This is a genomic window from Ruegeria sp. E5, from assembly GCF_056534105.1.
Genome location: NZ_JBQFPA010000001.1, coordinates 1287817 through 1306264, shown reverse-complemented (window position 1 = coordinate 1306264; position 18448 = coordinate 1287817). Strand labels below are relative to the sequence as shown.

General features: G+C 57.8%; 17 protein-coding genes. 11 read left to right on the top strand and 6 right to left on the bottom strand.

Translation table 11 applies throughout. The features are described 5' to 3' along the window. Nucleotides 1-6: 6 nt before the first annotated feature. Genes ACR0BI_RS06615 through ACR0BI_RS06605 form a run of 3 tightly spaced genes read left to right on the top strand, consistent with a single transcriptional unit; the run spans nt 7 to nt 3532 of the window. On the top strand, nt 7-1173 hold the full coding sequence (locus ACR0BI_RS06615; RefSeq protein ID WP_170424149.1) for a M20 aminoacylase family protein: 1167 nt from the start codon (nt 7-9) through the stop codon (nt 1171-1173). 14 nt (nt 1174-1187) lie between these two features. Continuing rightward, the gene (locus ACR0BI_RS06610) at nt 1188-2351 is read left to right on the top strand and encodes a M20 aminoacylase family protein (RefSeq protein ID WP_170626423.1); all 1164 of its coding nucleotides are present in this window, start codon (nt 1188-1190) and stop codon (nt 2349-2351) included. Between the two features lie 17 nt (nt 2352-2368). After that, nucleotides 2369-3532, top strand: coding sequence for a M20 aminoacylase family protein (locus ACR0BI_RS06605; RefSeq protein ID WP_170511235.1), 1164 nt, complete (start codon nt 2369-2371; stop codon nt 3530-3532). A 74-nt stretch (nt 3533-3606) separates the two neighbouring features. Here the strand turns inward: ACR0BI_RS06605 and ACR0BI_RS06600 are convergent, their stop codons facing one another. Together ACR0BI_RS06600 and moaA are read right to left on the bottom strand one after the other, a co-directional pair. After that, entirely contained in the window at nt 3607-4905 is a 1299-nt protein-coding gene (locus ACR0BI_RS06600; protein ID WP_480561209.1) for a 3-deoxy-D-manno-octulosonic acid transferase, read from the bottom strand. A 1-nt stretch (nt 4906) separates the two neighbouring features. Beyond that, nucleotides 4907-5914 (bottom strand): GTP 3',8-cyclase MoaA, encoded by a 1008-nt coding sequence (moaA, locus tag ACR0BI_RS06595; protein ID WP_480561210.1) that lies wholly within the window; start codon nt 5912-5914, stop codon nt 4907-4909. A gap of 91 nt (nt 5915-6005) precedes the next feature. Between moaA and ACR0BI_RS06590 the strand changes: the two genes are divergently transcribed. After that, nucleotides 6006-6419 carry a hypothetical protein gene (locus tag ACR0BI_RS06590; protein ID WP_170397089.1) on the top strand — a complete coding sequence of 138 codons (414 nt, stop codon included), beginning with the start codon at nt 6006-6008 and terminating at the stop codon, nt 6417-6419. On the opposite strand, the gene ACR0BI_RS06585 is transcribed toward ACR0BI_RS06590, so the two are convergent. From ACR0BI_RS06585 to glmU, 3 genes are read right to left on the bottom strand one after another with little or no spacing between them, the layout of a single operon-like run. Beyond that, nucleotides 6407-7090, bottom strand: coding sequence for a DNA alkylation repair protein (locus ACR0BI_RS06585; RefSeq protein WP_480561211.1), 684 nt, complete (start codon nt 7088-7090; stop codon nt 6407-6409). The two genes, ACR0BI_RS06590 and ACR0BI_RS06585, sit on opposite strands and share 13 nt — an antisense overlap. Nucleotides 7091-7096: 6 nt before the next feature. Continuing rightward, on the bottom strand, nt 7097-8920 hold the full coding sequence (gene glmS, locus ACR0BI_RS06580) for a glutamine--fructose-6-phosphate transaminase (isomerizing) (protein ID WP_480561212.1): 1824 nt from the start codon (nt 8918-8920) through the stop codon (nt 7097-7099). A 3-nt stretch (nt 8921-8923) separates the two neighbouring features. Next, complete coding sequence (glmU, locus tag ACR0BI_RS06575; protein ID WP_480561213.1) at nt 8924-10276, bottom strand: bifunctional UDP-N-acetylglucosamine diphosphorylase/glucosamine-1-phosphate N-acetyltransferase GlmU; 1353 nt, start codon at nt 10274-10276, stop codon at nt 8924-8926. 134 nt (nt 10277-10410) lie between these two features. Here glmU and ACR0BI_RS06570 point away from each other — a divergent pair, with 134 nt between their 5' ends. The 3 genes from ACR0BI_RS06570 (at nt 10411) to ACR0BI_RS06560 (ending at nt 13639) form a co-directional block, all read left to right on the top strand. Beyond that, nucleotides 10411-11082, top strand: a complete 672-nt coding sequence (locus tag ACR0BI_RS06570; RefSeq protein ID WP_170733164.1) for an HAD-IA family hydrolase — start codon at nt 10411-10413, stop codon at nt 11080-11082. A 39-nt stretch (nt 11083-11121) separates the two neighbouring features. Next, nucleotides 11122-12312, top strand: a complete 1191-nt coding sequence (locus ACR0BI_RS06565) for a DegT/DnrJ/EryC1/StrS family aminotransferase (RefSeq protein ID WP_480561214.1) — start codon at nt 11122-11124, stop codon at nt 12310-12312. A gap of 163 nt (nt 12313-12475) precedes the next feature. Continuing rightward, on the top strand, nt 12476-13639 hold the full coding sequence (locus tag ACR0BI_RS06560) for an isovaleryl-CoA dehydrogenase (RefSeq protein ID WP_170404042.1): 1164 nt from the start codon (nt 12476-12478) through the stop codon (nt 13637-13639). A 47-nt stretch (nt 13640-13686) separates the two neighbouring features. Here the strand turns inward: ACR0BI_RS06560 and ACR0BI_RS06555 are convergent, their stop codons facing one another. Next, the gene (locus ACR0BI_RS06555; protein ID WP_170597050.1) at nt 13687-14292 is read right to left on the bottom strand and encodes an OmpW family outer membrane protein; all 606 of its coding nucleotides are present in this window, start codon (nt 14290-14292) and stop codon (nt 13687-13689) included. A 136-nt stretch (nt 14293-14428) separates the two neighbouring features. Between ACR0BI_RS06555 and ACR0BI_RS06550 the strand changes: the two genes are divergently transcribed. Genes ACR0BI_RS06550 through ACR0BI_RS06535 form a run of 4 tightly spaced genes read left to right on the top strand, consistent with a single transcriptional unit; the run spans nt 14429 to nt 18447 of the window. After that, on the top strand, nt 14429-15955 hold the full coding sequence (locus ACR0BI_RS06550; protein ID WP_480561215.1) for an AMP-binding protein: 1527 nt from the start codon (nt 14429-14431) through the stop codon (nt 15953-15955). Further along, complete coding sequence (locus ACR0BI_RS06545) at nt 15952-16416, top strand: lysozyme inhibitor LprI family protein (RefSeq protein ID WP_170466002.1); 465 nt, start codon at nt 15952-15954, stop codon at nt 16414-16416. The genes ACR0BI_RS06550 and ACR0BI_RS06545 overlap by 4 nt, the downstream gene beginning before the upstream one ends. After that, nucleotides 16413-18020, top strand: a complete 1608-nt coding sequence (locus ACR0BI_RS06540) for a carboxyl transferase domain-containing protein (protein WP_170397069.1) — start codon at nt 16413-16415, stop codon at nt 18018-18020. Before ACR0BI_RS06545 ends, ACR0BI_RS06540 begins: the two co-directional genes overlap by 4 nt. A gap of 1 nt (nt 18021) precedes the next feature. Continuing rightward, nucleotides 18022-18447: an ASCH domain-containing protein gene (locus tag ACR0BI_RS06535; protein WP_170465996.1), complete on the top strand. Its 426-nt coding sequence runs from the start codon at nt 18022-18024 to the stop codon at nt 18445-18447. Nucleotide 18448: the final 1 nt, after the last annotated feature.

Sequence of the window (18448 nt, the reverse complement as noted above, 5' to 3'; positions counted from 1 at the left end):
TTAAAGATGCCCGTCAAGAACCGGCTCGCCGAAATGCATGGCGAGATCACCAAATGGCGCCGTCACCTGCATATGCATCCCGAGCTGATGTATGATGTGGAAGAAACGGCAGGGTTTGTGGTCGACCGACTGAAGGAGTTCGGTGTGGATGAGATCACGCCCGGCATCGGCAAGACTGGCGTGGTTGCCGTGATCAAGGGACGTCAGGATACGCTAGGCCGTGTTATCGGGTTGCGTGCCGACATGGATGCGCTGCCCATAGAAGAGGCGACGGGGCTGGACTATGCTTCGACGGTTTCTGGTAAGATGCATGCCTGTGGTCATGACGGTCATACCTCGATGCTGTTGGGCGCGGCGCAGTATCTGGCCGAGACGAGGAATTTTGACGGTACCGTTGTGTTGATTTTCCAGCCTGCCGAAGAAGGCGGGGCGGGTGGTCTGGCCATGTGTCAGGACGGGCTGATGGAGCGCTGGGGTATTCAGGAAGTCTATGGCATGCACAACATGCCGGGAATGCCGGTTGGTGAGTTTGCCATTCGACCAGGCGCATTGCTGGCTTCTTCGGATGAATTCGAAATTGTTGTAACGGGTAAAGGCGGTCATGCTGCCGCCCCGCATGAGGCGGTAGATACAACGCTGATTGCGTCGCACATTGTTGTAGCTTTGCAATCAGTGGTGTCGCGTACCGTGGACCCTATCAAAAGGGTGGTGCTGACCGTCGGGACTTTTGAAACCGATAGTGTGGCTTCGAATGTGATTGCCCATACGGTGCGGTTGCGGGGAACTGTTCGTACACTTGACCCAGAATATCGAAAGGTCGCTGAAGAACGCGTGCGCCGGATCGCCGAAGACACTGCCTCGGCCTTTGGAGCTTCGGCTAAGATGACGTGGACACCGGGCTATCCGGTGACGGTGAATTCGGACGATGAAACCATCTATGCTGCTGAGGCCGCGCAGGCCGTGGCAGGCAAGGTCAATGACAGCACCGATCCAATCATGCCGTCAGAAGATTTTGCTTACATGCTTGAAGAACGGCCCGGAGCCTACATCTTTATCGGAAACGGGGACACGGCCATGTGCCATCACCCGGAATACAACTTCGACGACGACGCCATTCCCGCCGGTTGCAGCTGGTTTGCCGAGCTGGTGGAACGACGATTACCCGTCGCCTGATTTGGGAGGATCAGATGCCAATCAAGAACCGACTTGCCGAAATGCACGAAGAAATCACCGGTTGGCGGCGGGATATTCATCAACACCCTGAGATCCTCTATGACACCCACCGCACCAGCGCCTTGGTGGCTGAAAAGCTGAAAGAGTTCGGTTGCGATGAGGTTGTGACGGGCATTGGCCGCACCGGTGTCGTTGGCGTCATCAAGGGCAAGACCGACACGCAGGGTCGTGTGATCGGCCTGCGTGCCGATATGGACGCGCTGCCGATGCAGGAGCAGACGGGCCTTGATTATGCCTCGAAAACCGATGGCGCCATGCATGCCTGTGGCCATGATGGCCATACGGCGATGGTGTTGGGCGCGGCGAAATACTTGTCTGAGACGCGGAACTTCGACGGCACGGCCATTGTGATTTTCCAACCAGCGGAAGAAGGTGGCAATGGGGCCGAGGCGATGTGCAAAGACGGTCTGATGGATCGGTTCGGCATTCAGGAAGTCTATGCCATGCACAATGTGCCAGGTGTGCCGACAGGGCAGTTCGCGATCCGGTCTGGCCCGCTGCTGGCGGCTGCGGATGAGTTCGACATTCATCTGGAAGGTCGAGGCGGCCACGCGGCGAAACCGCATGAAACAATTGATACTACAGTGATGTTGTCGCAACTGATCGTGGCCTTGCAGACCATCGTGTCGCGTAACGCGGACCCGATTTTGCAGGCGGTTTTGTCGGTGACTTCGGTCGAGACCTCATCCAAGGCGTTCAACGTGATCCCTCAATCGGCGCAGCTGCGCGGTACAGTGCGGACGCATTCGAACGAAATGCGCGACCTGATCGAGACGCGGCTGACCGAGGTGGCTGAGGGTATTGCTGAAACCTTCGGCGGCACTGTCAAAGTCTCTTACACGCGTGGAGTTCCGGTGACGATCAACGCCGAAGAACAGACGGAATTTGCCGCTGAGGCCGCCATTTCCGTAGGTGGCAGCTGTGATGAGGCGCCGATGGTGATGGGGGGCGAGGATTTCTCGTTCATGCTGGAAGAACGCCCCGGGGCCTTCATCGTGCTGGGCAATGGCGGCAGCGCCGGGCTGCACCACCCTGAATACAATTTTAACGATGAGATCATCCCGATGGGATGCTCATGGTTTGCCGAAATGGTCGAGCGCCGGATGCCGGCGGCTTGAATTAGGAGAGAGAAGACATGCCAGTTAAGAACCGCTTTGCCGAATTGCAGGCCGAAATTACCGAATGGCGACGGGATATTCATGAAAACCCCGAGATTCTGTTTGAAACCCACCGTACCAGTGCTTTGGTCGCGGACAAACTGAAAGAGTTCGGCTGCGACGAGGTCGTTACCGGGATCGGTCGCACCGGGGTTGTCGGTGTGATCAAGGGCAAATCAGACTCGAGTGGCAAAGTCATCGGTCTGCGTGCTGATATGGATGCGCTGCCGATTCACGAGGCGACGGGGTTGGATTACGCCTCGAAAACCGATGGGGCGATGCATGCTTGTGGCCATGATGGACATACGGCGATGCTGCTCGGGGCGGCGAAATACCTTTCGGAAACGCGTAATTTTGACGGTACTGTAGTGGTGATCTTCCAGCCCGCTGAAGAAGGTGGCGGCGGTGGTCGCGAAATGTGCGAAGACGGCATGATGGCGCGCTGGAACATTCAGGAAGTCTACGGCATGCACAACTGGCCGGGCCGTCCGGTCGGCAGCTTCTCGATCCGTCCGGGTTCGTTCTTTGCCGCGACCGATCAGTTCGACATCACCTTTGAAGGTCGCGGTGGCCACGCCGCGAAACCGCAGGAGACCGTGGATACGACCGTGATGACCGCGCAGGCCGTGTTGGCGTTGCAGACGATTGCCTCGCGCAATGCCGACCCGATCGATCAGGTCGTGGTGTCTGTGACATCGTTCGAGACTTCCTCGAAGGCGTTCAATGTCATTCCTCAAACAGTGCAGATCAAAGGCACCGTACGCACCATGAGCAAAGAGATGCGCGATCTTGCCGAGAAACGGATCAACGAGATTTGCGCAGGAGTTGCAGCGACCTTTGGTGGCACGGCGGATGTGACCTATATTCGTGGCTATCCGGTGATGGTGAACAGTGACGAGCAGACCGATTTCGCGGCCGAGGTGGCGAAATCGGTCTCGGGCAGCTGTGACGAGGCGCCCCTTGTCATGGGGGGTGAGGATTTTGCCTTTATGCTCGAAGAGCGTCCGGGGGCTTATATTCTGGTGGGCAATGGAGATACGGCCATGGTTCATCATCCCGAGTATAATTTCAACGACGAGGCCATTCCTGCCGGGTGTAGTTGGTGGGCCGAGATTGTTGAGCAGCGGATGCCTGCTGCTTGATGGAAAGGGTGGGGGCTCTGCCCCACCCCCCCCGAGGTATTTTTAGCCTGATGAAGAGGGATCGGTGTGTTTTGTCAGCCGAGAGACAGGCGGGAGCAGAGCGCTTCGATCACCGCATCCAACGCCGAACTCTGTGTTTTCACGCAGGCATCGGCCGCCATTCGAGCGGTGTGCAGTTCGGCTTTGTCCGACAGCCAGAGGGTGACAGCATCTGACAATGCGTTGGCCGAGTTGATCCGGACGGCGCCGCCCGTTTTGATGAGCGGCTCAAATGTCTCGGCAAAATTGAAATAACCAGGGCCGGTGATCACCGCAGCCCCCGCCTGAACCGGTTCGAACGGGTTATGGCCGCCGATCTCTTTCAGCGATCCCCCTAGGAAAACGATGGGGCAGAGGGCGTACCAGGTTCCGGTTTCACCCAATGTATCCGCGACATAGACCTGTAGGTCTGATGTTATCTGTTGGTCAGCGCTGCGTCGTGCATGCGAAAGACCAGCATCACTCACCAATTTAGCAACGTCGTCTCCACGCTCCGGATGGCGAGGGATCAGCAGCAGTAACAAGTCGGGCCAGCTCTGCAGCAACGTTTTGTGGGCTGCCAGAACCGTTTCTTCTTCCCCTGCATGGGTCGAACTGGCAATCCACAGAGGGCGATCATTTATCTGAACCTGTATATTGGTCAGGAGCTTCTGATCCACAGGCAGCGGGTCAGACATGGCCTTGAGGTTGGTGCCGGGTTGGACGCGCTCAGCATCAGCGCCCATGGTGATCAGGTTATCGGCTGTTTTGGAGTTTTGCGTTAGGAATACCTTGAAATGATCCAGAATGAAGCGCGCAGTGTTCGGGCGCTTGTTCCAACTGTCCACTGATTTGTCAGATAGCCGGGCATTCAAGAGCGCCAGTGACGTGCCGTGATTGGCGGCCTCTACGATCAGGCGGGGCCAGATTTCACTTTCTACAAAGATGCCTGCATCGGGATTCCAGTGGTCCAGAAACTCGCGCACCGGAGCGGCGCTGTCCAATGGCGGATACTGGTGGCGCGTCCGCGCAGGTAAGCGCTTGGCAATCAGCGCTGCTGAAGTTGGGGTGCCTGAGGTGATGAGAAACTCAGCATTCGGCAGGCGCTGCCCCAGACGGTTGATCAGGCTTAGAACCGATAGGCTTTCACCCACACTGGCCGCGTGAAACCAGATCAGCTGCCCATCTGGGCGCGGCAAACTGGCATGGCCAAGCCGTTCTTGCTGGCGGCTTTCGGGAACGCCCGCAGCGTGCAGTTTGCTGCGGACTTTTCGCCAAATCAGGGGTTCGGCCATTGAAATGAGGCCGCAGTACAGTTTGTACAGCAGCGTTGGCTGCGCGGGTGTGCCGGGCATCTCAGCCGCCCGTATGACTCATGTAGCGGCTCATCTGACCGTCGACGGCTTGCCGGGAATAGTCGAAATCATGGCCCTTGGGCTTGAGGTTGATGGCTGCGCGGATCGCGTCTTCCAACGGTTTCTCGGTATCGGGATGATCGCGCAGGGGTGCGCGCAGATCAGCCATATCTTCCTGGCCAAGGCACATGTAGATCTCACCAGTGCAGGTCAGGCGCACGCGGTTGCAGCTTTCGCAGAAGTTATGGCTGAGTGGCGTTATGAAACCGATCTTTTGACCGGTCTCCTCAAGCCGGACATACCGCGCCGGACCACCTGTCCGTTCGGCCAGATCAGTGACCGTATAGTGGTTCTGGTATTCCTTGCGGACGTCCTTGAGCGACCAATACTGATCCAGCCGGTCTTCGTTGCCTATGTCGCCCATGGGCATCACCTCGATCCAGGTCAGATCCATATCACGTTCGGCACACCATTCGGTGATCTTGGGTAGCTCGGGCTCGTTGAACCCTTTCAGAGCGACAGCGTTGATCTTGATCCGCAGGCCAGCCTTCTGCGCTGCGTCAATGCCGTTCAGCACCTGTTTCAGGCGGCCCCATCGGGTGACCTTGGCAAATTTGTCTTCATCCAGCGTATCGAGCGATACATTCACGCGCCGCACGCCCGCTGCGTAAAGATCATCCGCAAATCGGTGCAATTGTGATCCGTTGGTTGTCAGCGTCAGCTCCTTCAGGGCGCCGCTGTCCAGGTGTCGGGTCATGCTGTTGAAGAATGACATGATGTTTCGCCTAACCAGTGGTTCGCCCCCGGTGATGCGCAATTTCTCGACGCCCAAATTGACGAAAGTCGTGCACATACGATCCAACTCTTCCAGAGTCAGAAGGTCTTTCTTGGGAAGAAACTTCATATCTTCGGACATGCAGTAGACGCAGCGGAAATCGCAGCGATCCGTAACGGAGACGCGAAGATAGGTGATGGCGCGGGCAAACGGGTCTATAAGCGGAGCTGTCATGGCTCATAGGTAAAGCGGAGGCATGTTCGCGGCAAGTGCCATCTGCGTTTTGGACTGGTACAGTTAGGCGCAGCGCTCTAGGTTTTGTGTTATGAAATATGCTTTGGTTTTAGCTTTTAGCCTCGTTGCCGGTTGCGATGCCGTTCGGTCCACGACGGATCGGGTGTTCGGAAGTTCATCCAACGAGACGGCGGCTGAACCCGTTACAGCAGAGGCGACGGAGGTAACTCCTGAACCTGTGGCTGCCGCAGGGTGGTCTGGCGCCAAAACGACGGTTGCCGGGCTGGGCGATCCCAACACATCGGGGCGCTGGTTGCAGACGCCTCTGGTACAAACTGAAATCAACGGCCGCGTGGTTGTGCCGCGCACGGGTGCGCAGGCCTATGTCACGCTTGTTCCCGCACCAGGCCCCGAAGGCGGTGGCGGACGGCTGTCGCTTGAAGCCATGCGCGCGTTGTTGGTGCCATATGACGAGTTGGTGGAACTGGAAGTCTATTCCGACTGAGCGCGCAGGTATTTCCCAGCCTCTTTGCGGGCAAAGGGTTTCATGTTTGCGCCGTGCGTTTCCAGAAACGCGACTACGCGCCCTGGATCATGCTTTGACAATTCGCGCAGCCACCATGCGATGGCCTTCTGGATGAACCATTCCCGATCGGAGACATACGTGGCAGCCCAGCCGAGTATACGGTCGCGGCATGCCAGGTCTTTCGGTTTGGGATGGTTCTGTTTGGTCCAGGGCAAGGTGGCGACCAGCGCGGCGCGTTTGGTCCACATGTGGCCCGACGTGGTCCAACGTTCGACCTGATCCAGCCGGGTTGGATCAGCCGAAAGACGCTTTTGCATCGCCATACAGGCATGATCGGCCACGGCCCAGGCGTCAAAATCCGGTTGCCAGCTTTGCAGCAGGTCCCACACCGCGTCATCCGGTCGGATACGGGCTTGGGTCAGCAGCTTTGCTGCCGCGACCCGCGCTTCATGAATGTTGGTCTGCCATAAGCCATCGGCGACAGCGATGCGGTCGATGACTTCAAGTTCGCGCCGCCAAGCCTTGGTCAGATCGTTCAGAACCGGGTTCGGAACACCCAGATAGGGGCGGTCTACCTTGTGATAGGCCGCCACCTGTTCTGCGCGTTCAGGATCGGCATGGGCTTTGATCTGATCCAGATAGGCCTGCATCTGCCGTCACTCGACCGTGACGGATTTTGCCAGATTGCGGGGCTGATCCACATCTGTGCCTTTGGCCACCGCCGTGTGGTAGGCCAGCAATTGCGCGGGCACCGAATAGAGAATCGGGGCAAGGCTGGCGTGCACATGTGGCATACGGATCGTACTCCAAACTCCATCTTCTGCCTCAGCGATACCGTCATCATCCGAGACAAGGATAACCTTGCCTTTGCGCGCCATCACCTCCTGCATGTTCGAAACTGTCTTGTCGAAAACTGCGTCGCGTGGTGCCATGACGACAACCGGCATATGCTTGTCGATCAGGGCGATGGGGCCGTGCTTCAACTCACCCGAGGCATAGCCTTCGGCGTGGATATAGCTGATTTCCTTGAGTTTCAGCGCGCCTTCCATCGCCAGCGGGTACATGAGGCCACGGCCCAGGAACAGCACGTCGCGCGCTTCGGACAGGCGTTGGGCGGATTGGCGAATAGCGTCGTTCTGATCCAGCGCAGCATTCAGAACAGTCGGCAAACCGCGAAGGGCGGCCGCGTGATCGGCGATCTCTTCATCGCTAAGCGTGCCTCGATCTGCAGCGGCCTTGAGGGCAAGCATCAGCAACACGCTAAGCTGACAGGTGAACGCCTTGGTCGAGGCAACACCGATCTCGACGCCCGCATGGATCGGCAACGCCACATCGCTTTCGCGCGCAATCGAGCTTTCCGCGACATTCACGACCGAGACAATCTTGTCCGCCTTGCCTTCGCAATAGCGCAAGGCAGCAAGCGTGTCGGCGGTTTCGCCCGACTGGCTTACAAACAGCGCCAACGTCCGGTCCGAGATTGGAGGCTCACGATAGCGGAACTCGCTGGCGATATCGACTTCAACCGGCATCTTGGCCAACTGCTCGAACCAATATTTTGCCGTCAGGCAGGCATAGAATGCGGTGCCGCAAGCCACCATGGTCAGACGGTCCAGTTTGGTGAAATCCAGATCGTCACCGGGCAACACCACCTGATCGCCTCCGGTCGGAAGATACGAGCGGATCGCCTCGGCCACCACGACAGGCTGCTCGGCAATTTCCTTGGCCATATAGTGCTTGTGGCCACCTTTGTCGGCACGGGTTTGATCGATTTGAATTCGCCGGACTTCGCGGTTGGCCAGCTCACCCGTTTCGGTTCGAATCTCAAGCGAAGTGCGGGTCAGAACCGCCCGATCGCCTTCCTCAAGATAGGTGATGCGATCCGTCAGGGGGGCCAGCGCGATCGCATCAGACCCAACAAACATCTCACCATCGCCGTGACCAATTGCAAGGGGCGAGCCCTTGCGCGCCGCAACAATCAGGTCTTCTTGACCGTCGAACAGAAAGGCGAGCGCAAAGGCGCCCTTAAGCCGATCAATGGTTTTAAACGCGGCGTCGACCGGAGAGAGACCTTCGGACATGTACCTTTCCGTCATCAGGGCAACGGTTTCAGTGTCGGTATCCGTCACGAAACCGACCCCATTATCGGCCAGTTCAGCCCGCAATTCACGATAGTTTTCAACGATGCCGTTGTGCACTACGGCGACAGGCCCGGCCTTGTGCGGATGTGCATTGTTAACCGATGGGGCACCATGGGTGGCCCAGCGGGTATGACCGATACCGGATTTACCCGGAAGGGGATTGTGAACCAGAAGGTCGCTTAGGTTCACCAACTTGCCGACGGCCCGTCGGCGGCCCAAAGCGCCATCGTTCACGGTCGCAATACCGGCGCTGTCATAACCGCGATATTCAAGCCGCTTCAGTGCTTCGACCAGGATAGGGGCAGCTTCGTGACTGCCCAGGACACCAACAATTCCACACATAACTCAGGCTCCTTTGTCGCGGCGAGCCTTCTTCGCCTTCAACATTTCAAACAATTTACGCGCATAGCCGGGTTTGTTTTCCTGCTTGGAACGCGCTACGGCCAATGCGTCTGGCTCAATATCCTTGGTCACTACGGTCCCCGTGGCGGTCATTGCGCCATCACCCAGAGTGACCGGAGCCACCAGCATCGTGTTCGATCCGATGAACACGTTTTCCCCGATGGTCGTTTTATGCTTCATCACGCCGTCATAGTTGCAGGTGATGGTTCCCGCACCAATATTTGTCGCCGCCCCGACTGAGGCATCTCCGATATAGCTGAGGTGATTCACCTTAGCGCCTTCGGCGATTTCGGCGTTCTTGATCTCGACAAAGTTGCCAATTTTGGCGTTTTCAGCCAGCTCTGTACCCGGACGCAGCCGGGCATAGGGTCCGACCACCGAACCTCGGCTGACATGGCAGCCTTCGAGATGTGAGAACGCCCGGATCATTGCGCCGCTTTCCACGGTCACTCCGGGGCCGAAAACCACATTGGGTTCAATGACAGTGTCGCGGCCAATGACGGTATCTGCGGCCAGATAAACCGTTTCAGGGGCCATCAGAGTGACCCCCAGATCCAGCAATGCAGCCCGTGCTTGCACCTGAAACACCGCATCCGCCGCCGCCAGATCAGCGCGCGAATTAATGCCCAGCGTCTGAGCTTCGTCGCAGGCAACTGCAGTTACGGTCAGCCCTTGGCTGCGGGCGATCTCGACTACGTCAGTCAGATAGTATTCACCCGAGGCGTTGTCATTGCCAACGGCATCGATCAGCGAGAACAAGGTTTCGGAATCGCATGCCAAAAGTCCTGAGTTACAGAAGGTTATAGTGCGTTCTTCATCTGTGGCATCCTTGAATTCGACGATCCGCTCCAAGGCGTCCCCGTTCATCACAAGGCGGCCATAACGGGCGGGGTCTGCAGCTTCGAATCCAAGAATGACCAGATCGTTTTTTGCGCGCGCTTCGATCATCCGCTGCAGGGTGTCGGGCTGTAGAAACGGGGTGTCACCATAGAGGACGACCACATCCCCCTGAAAGCCCTCCAGCGCTGCACGCGCCTGCGCAACCGCGTGGGCGGTGCCAAGTTGTTCTTCCTGCACCGCAATGCTGGCGTTTTCATCTTCGGCTTCAGCCACACGCGCGACTGCTTCCGCACCGTGGCCGGTAACAATCACCGTGCGCTCGGGCGACAGGACAGCACCGGCGCGCATGGCGTGAACCAGCATTGGGGCCTGAGCGATCGGATGCAGGACTTTGGGAATATCAGAGTTCATCCTTGTGCCTTTTCCGGCGGCAAGAATGACAAGGGCAGTGCTCATGAAATCGTTTTCTCTTTTGTTTTGTCGCAGCCCGTTTTATCCGCTGTGGGCAAAGGCGCAAGCGGTTCAGCCATCAAAGAAGATTGCCGTTTGCAACACGACATGGCGGAATCCCGCCGGTTCAGGAGGTGAGCATGCGAACGGTAATCTTTGATCTGGATGGAACTTTGGCGGATACATCTGGTGATTTGCTGGCCGCTGCAAACCATTGTTTTCGCGAGATGGGTCATGGGGATGTTCTGTCGCCCGAGCTTGATGCGGCGGTATCGGTACGCGGTGCACGCTTGATGTTGTCCCATGGATTGAAGCGGGTCGGCGCCTATGATGCGGATGTTGTCGAAGCCTATTATCCGGTCTTTTTGGACGTCTATGGGCAGGCGATCGATACGCATACCTATTTCTATCCCGGTGCGCTTGAAGCCGTCGAAACACTGAAAGATGCAGGTTATGGCGTGGGGATTTGCACCAACAAGCCCGAAGGCCTGGCTGATTTGCTGCTGACCCGGATGGGTGTCCGTGATCACTTTGCTTCACTGATCGGTGCAGACACATTACCGGTGCGGAAACCCGACCCTGAACCGTTACGCGAAGCAGCGCGTCGCGCGGGAGGGCACCCTGACCACTGTGTATTGGTCGGCGACTCAGATACCGACCGAAATACGGCGCGGGCTGCAGGAGTGCCGTCGGTACTGGTGACATTCGGCCCGTCGGGCGATGAGATGGCTGCGCTGGAGCCCGAGGCGTTGTTGCATCATTTTGATGATTTACCGAAACTGGTCTCCGATTTGATCGGAGCGGCAGCCTGATCCCTTGACCCGCTTAACACTCAGCATAAAAACGGATTCATGACTGAGACATTCACAGGTAATTTCACCCAGCAAGAACCCATTCCCGAAGAGGCGATCAAGGCCGCCTTGGCCGTTTTGCGCCATGGTCGTTTGCACCGCTACAATGTTGCCCCTGGCGAATTGAGCGAGACGGCTTTGTTGGAGCAGGAATTCGCCGCCCAAATGGGTGCGAATTACTGTCTGGCAGTCTCGTCGGGTGGCTACGCTCTGGCCACTGCGTTGCGTGCGGTGGGGGTCAAGCCGGGCGATCCGGTTCTGACCAACGCGTTCACTCTGGCGCCGGTGCCGGGGGCGATTGCGTCGGTAAGCGCAAAGCCGGTCTTCGTTGGTGTGACCGAAGCCCTGACCATCGATCTGGATGATCTTGAGGCCAAGCTGGATCAGGCGAAGGTGTTGATGCTGAGCCACATGCGAGGGCATCTATGCGATATGGATCGCCTGATGCAGACGTGTGATGCGGCGGGTGTGATCGTGATCGAAGATTGCGCCCATACCATGGGTGCCGCCTGGCGCGGGCAGTTGTCTGGGCGGCAGGGGGCCATCGGATGTTACTCGTGCCAGACCTATAAACATGTCAATTCGGGCGAGGGCGGGTTGCTGATCACGGATGATCCGAAGCTGGCGGCCAAGGCAACGATGCTCTCTGGCTCATATATGCTGTATGAACGCCATCTGGCCGCGCCTGGGCCGGAGGTGTTCGAGCAGATCAAGTACACAACCCCCAATGTCTCGGGTCGGATGGATAATTTGCGTGCAGCGATCTTACGTCCGCAGTTGCATGATCTTGATCGGCAGGTGCAGCGTTGGAATGAACGTTATGTTGAGATTGAGCATGGCCTGCGTGAAACGCCGGGTTTGACGATGGTGGAGCGGCCTGATGCTGAGACCTATGTCGGTTCATCGATACAATTCCTGTTGCTGGACTGGACGCCCGCGCGCATTGCCGAGGTAATCCAGCGTTGCGCCGCGCGCGGGGTCGAACTGAAGTGGTTCGGGGGGGCTGAACCGTCGGGCTTTACCTCACGCTATGACAGTTGGCGTTATGCCGACAGCGCCCCGATGCCGGTCAGTGATCGGATATTGGCAGGGATCATGGATATGCGCGTTCCACTGACCTTTTCGCTGGAAGATTGTGCCCAAATTGCGCGCATTATCCGGGCTGAAGTCAGCGCTGTCTATCAGTTATAGTCCAGCGGAGTGCGCTTTCAGCGCACGCTCGATTTATCTGAAAACGCCGCCCCTTGCCGGGCGGCGTTTTGCGTTGGCCTGCGTGTCGTCATTGACCCGAGGAGGAAACGCTGCTATCTGATTATTGAACGCTTGTTCATTAATGCAATCGGAGGAGCCCTGCATGTTTATGGCCACAATGCAATTCGATCTGGGCGAGGACGTGAACGCCCTGCGTGAGATGGTGCACCGCTGGGCTCAGGAACGGGTCAAGCCGATGGCGGCCGAGATCGACGCGTCCAATGCCTTTCCGAATGAGCTGTGGAAAGAGATGGGTGAGCTTGGTTTGTTGGGCGTTACAGTCCCTGAAGAATATGGCGGGGCCGGTATGTCCTATCTGGCGCATACGGTGGCAGTTGAGGAAGTGGCGCGCGCCTCGGCCTCGGTATCTTTGTCCTACGGGGCGCATTCGAACTTGTGCGTGAACCAGATCAAGTTGAACGGAACAGAAGAGCAGAAGAAAAAATATCTGCCCGGTCTGATTTCGGGTGAACACGTCGGGGCGTTGGCTATGTCCGAGCCCTCGGCTGGGTCGGATGTGGTTTCCATGAAGCTACGTGCAGAAAAGCGAAACGATCACTATCGGCTGAATGGCAACAAATATTGGATCACCAACGGGCCGGATGCAGACACTCTGGTCGTCTATGCCAAGACCGATCCGGACGCCGGGTCAAAGGGGATCACGGCTTTTCTGATCGAGAAAGAGATGACCGGGTTTTCGACTTCGCCTCATTTCGACAAGCTTGGCATGCGCGGCTCGAACACCGCTGAGTTGATCTTTGAAGATGTTGAAGTGCCGTTCGAGAATGTTCTGGGCGAAGAAGGGCGGGGTGTAGCCGTTCTGATGTCCGGTCTGGACTATGAGCGTGTGGTTCTTGCGGGTATTGGAACCGGGATCATGGCCGCCTGCTTGGATGAAGTGATGCCCTATCTGGCCGAGCGTAAGCAGTTCGGAAAACCGATCGGTAGCTTCCAGCTCATGCAAGGCAAGATCGCGGATATGTACACAGCCATGAATTCGGCGCGGGCCTATGTCTACGAAGTTGCCAAGGCATGCGACCGCGGGGATGTAACCCGTCAGGATGCTGCAGCGTGCTGCCTGTATGCCTCGGAACAGGCGATGGTGCAGGCGCATCAAGCCGTTCAGGCGTTGGGTGGTGCCGGATTCCTGTCGGATTCGCCGGTCAGCCGGATTTTCCGAGATGCAAAGCTGATGGAGATCGGCGCGGGCACCAGCGAAATCCGCCGCATGCTGATTGGGCGCGAAATGATGAACGAGATGTTGTGACGGAAAACCCCGCAGTTCATTGAACCACGGGGCTTTTTGCGATTGGATCAGAAACGATGAACGTAGGACAGGCCAATCAGGAACGGGTCGATTTCGGCAGTGCCGATGTTGTTGCCGTCAAGTTTGACGTCCGAGTCGATGTCGAACCAGCGCACGTTCAGACGCACCGCGCCTTTTTCCGTGACCATGTAATCCAGACCGGCCTGCAGAGAAACGCCGAAGGAGTTGTCCAGATCGAGATCGCCCAAAGGCGAGTCTTCCTCGAAGAAGATGGTGTAGTTCAGACCAGCGCCGACATAGGGCTTCCACGCGCTATTGGTCGGGAAGTGATAGTTCAGCGACAGAGTAGGCGGAAGATGCTTGACGCTGCCCGCGTCAACGCTGCCACCGAGAGTGACGTCATGCTTGTAGGGGGTCGAGGCCAAGAGCTCGATCCCGAGATTGTCCTGAACGAAGTATTCGACGGTGAAAATCGGACGGGTGTCCGAGTCGATTTCGGCGTCGAACCCGGCCAGAGTCCCATTGTCGGATTTGGGGTCCAGATAGCCGACACCAACACCGACTGTCCAATCGCCTTGGGATTGGGCGAAGGCTGGGGCAGCCAGAGCGACAAGTGCGGTAGAAAGGGTCAAAGCGGCGAGTTTCTTTGTCATATTCGTGCCTTTGCTTGCGTTGATGCCGATGTTTTGGATGCCGCGGCGCAGAAATGCTCTGATCTGCATCAAACTCCGGAAATTGCTGAAGCGGGGAGGCTAGCTGCAACCGCTAATGAAATAAGGGAAAATCAGCATGCATCCCGCTGAGCGCATACCGGGTTTGCGCGGCGACCAAAGCTGGGCGATGCCTGATCGGCTGAACATGGCGCAGCAATGCCTGTCGCAACAATCCGATCGGGTTGCTTTGCTGGATCTGACCCGGGGCGATCCGAGCGTGGTAACATTTGGCGAACTGGAGCTTATGGTTGATGGCATCGCTCGCGCGTTGATAGCTCGGGTCCAGCCAGGAGACCGGGTTGGCGTCTTGCTCAGCCAGTCGCCGTGGTGTGCCGCCGCGCATCTGGCGATCTGGAAGATCGGTGCGATTTCGGTGCCGTTGTTCAAGCTGTTCAAACACGATGCGCTGGCATCGCGCGTCAGAGATTCAGGCGCCCTGATTGTTTTGACCGATGCGGAAGGGTCTGCGTTACTGGGTGAATTGGCCCAACCGCTTTTGGTTGATGAGATTAGGCAGGAAGGGCAACCGGTGCCCTTTGCTGATACCGGCCCCGAGGATCCGGCAGTCCTAATCTACACGTCCGGCACTACTGGCAGCCCCAAGGGTGCGCTGCACGGTCATCGCGTGCTGACGGGCCACCTGCCGGGCGTCTCGATCAGCCACAATCACTTGCGTGAAGGGGATTGCCTGTGGACGCCAGCAGACTGGGCGTGGATCGGCGGCTTGTTCGACGTTCTGATGCCCGGGCTTGCGCTGGGCGTTCCGGTGGTCGCCACGCGGTTGGACAAATTCACCCCACAGGCCTGCGCCGATGTGATCGCGCGGGCAGGGGTGCGGAACGTCTTCTTTCCGCCGACGGCTTTACGGATGCTCAAAGCTGCGGATCAGTCGATACCGGGATTGCGGTCGGTGGCGTCTGGGGGCGAGCCTTTGGGCGCTGAGATGTTGGCTTGGGGCCAGCAGGCCTTTGGTCTGACGATCAACGAGTTTTATGGTCAGACGGAATGCAACATGGTTGTTTCGTCTTGTGCCCACGACTTTCCCGTGCAACCCGGCTGTATCGGTAAACCGGTGCCTGGTCATGAGGTGGCGGTAATTGACGATCACGGCCTACCGACGACGGAGGAAGGCGATTTTGCCATCCGGCGCGGTTCGGCCTCAATGCTGCTGGAATACTGGAATAATCCGCAAGCAACGGCTGAGAAATTCCGAGGTGATTGGCTGATCACCGGTGACCGTGGCGTGTGGGAGGGCGATTATCTGCGCTTTGTCGGTCGGGATGATGACGTGATTACCTCGGCAGGTTACCGGATTGGCCCGGCTGAGATCGAGGATTGCCTGCTGACCCACCCGGCAGTGGCAACGGTGGGCGTGGTCGGCAAGCCCGATGAGCTGCGGACCGAGATCGTGAAGGCCTATGTGGTGTTGAAGCCGGGGGCTGAGGCGTCGGGCGCTGAGTTGCAGGACTGGGTTAAGGACCGTTTGGCGCAGTATTCCTATCCGCGTGAGGTGTCGTTTCTGGAAGAGTTGCCGATGACGGTGACAGGAAAGGTGATCCGGAAGGAATTGAAGGCGCGGGCTGCAGGGGAGGCAATTACATGATGCGAATTGCACTTGCTGCGATGCTAGCACCATCGCTTGTTTCCGCTCAGGGCGCTTGGGTAGACCAGTCGTATATTCAACAGTGTTTTTCTCAGACGCAGCAGGGTGATAGCATGTCATCATGTCTCGGCGCAGCTGCCAATGCCTGCCAAACGATACCGGGAAATGAAACAACCCTTGGCATCACCGAGTGTATTCAAGCCGAAACCCAAATTTGGGATTCATTTCTAAACGAACAGTATAAACTGCGTCGAGCAGAACTGGCTGAACAAAGTCCCGAACTTTCGGACCAGTTGCGAGATGCTCAACGCGCATGGATCGGGTTTCGGGATGCTGAATGTGCTCTGGCCTACGGCATATGGTCTGATGGAACGATACGCTCGATTGTTGCCGCAAATTGCCTGCTGACCGAAACCGCTGAACGCGCTGTGGAATTGCGCGACTTGGGGAAGATGGAATGAAAATAAAATCCAAAGCCATACCAACCTCTGAGGGGTTTAAGGCGAACCGAGCCGCACATCTGGATGCGCTGGCACATATTACGGATGCCGCCGAAGCGGCCCGCATGGGTGGCGGTGAAAAATCGCGGGCGCGGCATGAATCGCGGGGCAAGATGCTGCCGCGTCGTCGGGTGGCGAACCTGCTCGATCCGGGTTCTCCGTTCTTGGAAATCGGCGCGACGGCGGCACATGGGATGTATGGAGATGCCGCGCCCTGTGCCGGGGTGATCGCGGGGATTGGCCGAGTGCAGGGGCGCGAGGTCATGGTGGTGTGCAACGATGCCACTGTGAAAGGCGGCACATACTATCCGATGACCGTCAAGAAACACCTCCGCGCGCAGGAGATTGCCGAGGAAAACCATCTGCCCTGCATCTATTTGGTCGATAGCGGCGGCGCGAACCTGCCCAATCAGGATGAGGTGTTTCCCGATCGCGATCACTTTGGCCGCATCTTCTACAATCAGGCGCGGATGAGCGCGAAGGGGATCGCTCAGATAGCCGTCGTGATGGGCTCGTGTACGGCGGGCGGGGCCTATGTGCCTGCGATGTCCGATGTCACGATCATCGTAAAAGAACAGGGCACGATCTTTCTGGCCGGACCACCTCTGGTCAAGGCCGCGACTGGGGAGGTTGTGACAGCCGAAGATCTGGGTGGTGGCGATGTGCATACGCGTCTGTCCGGCGTGGCGGATTATCTGGCCGAGGACGATGCGCATGCGTTGGCCTTGGCTCGGCGGGCCGTCGGGTCGTTGGGGGGTGCCGGGCTGAAGCCTAGCCTACAGTTCGAAACACCGGAAGAGCCTGCCTATGATCCCGAGGAAATTTTGGGCGTAGTTCCGGCCGATCTGCGCACGCCCTATGACATCCGCGAGGTGATTGCGCGGCTGGTCGATGGCTCTCGGTTCGACGAGTTCAAACCGCGATTTGGTGAGACGCTGGTGACCGGTTTTGCCCATGTCAAAGGCTGCCCGGTCGGGATCATTGCCAACAACGGTGTGTTGTTTTCTGAGGCCGCGCAGAAGGGTGCGCATTTTGTCGAACTGTGCTCGCAGCGCAAAACCCCGCTGGTCTTCCTGCAGAACATCACCGGCTTCATGGTCGGCCGCAAATACGAAAACGAAGGCATCGCGCGGCACGGGGCCAAGATGGTGACGGCGGTGGCGACGACGAGCGTTCCAAAGATCACAATGCTTGTCGGAGGGTCCTTCGGAGCTGGAAACTACGGCATGGCAGGACGCGCCTATCAGCCTCGGTTCCTGTGGACTTGGCCGAATTCGCGTATCTCAGTGATGGGGGGCGAGCAAGCTGCAGGTGTCCTAGCGACTGTCAAACGCGACGGGATTGAACGGCAGGGCGGTACGTGGTCCGCCGATGAAGAGGCTGAATTCAAACGCCCGACGCTGGACATGTTCGAGGAACAATCTCACCCGCTTTATGCCTCGGCCCGGCTCTGGGATGACGGCATCATCGACCCGCGCAAAAGCCGCGACGTGCTGGCCTTGTCGCTGAGCGCCGCACTTAACGCCCCGATCGAGGAGACACGTTTCGGCGTGTTCAGGATGTAAGATGAGCGTTTCATTGAATGAAGTAATGGCCCGCTACCCGGGCGCGCAGACCTTCAAGTTTGGAGACAGCGCATCGCTAAGCGCCGAGCTGCTGGCGTTGGTAAGATTAGGCCGAAAAACGGCGACATGTGGTGCTTTGCGAGACTACCCAGAAGGCAGTGCTGATACCCCGGTCGTTGGGCGTCAGGATATTGCGCTGGAATGGGATGATCGCCCGGCTTTGGTGATCGAAACGGTCGAGGTCTCGACCTGCCGATATTGCGATGTGACCGAAGACTTTGCGTTGGCCGAGGGTGAGAATGAAACGCTTGAGGGATGGCGCGAGGATCATCGCCGGTATTTCGAACGCAATGGCGGGTTCGATCCCGAGATGGAATTGCTGTGCGAACGCTTCCGCCTTGTCGAAGATCTGGCGGTTAAGGGGTAAG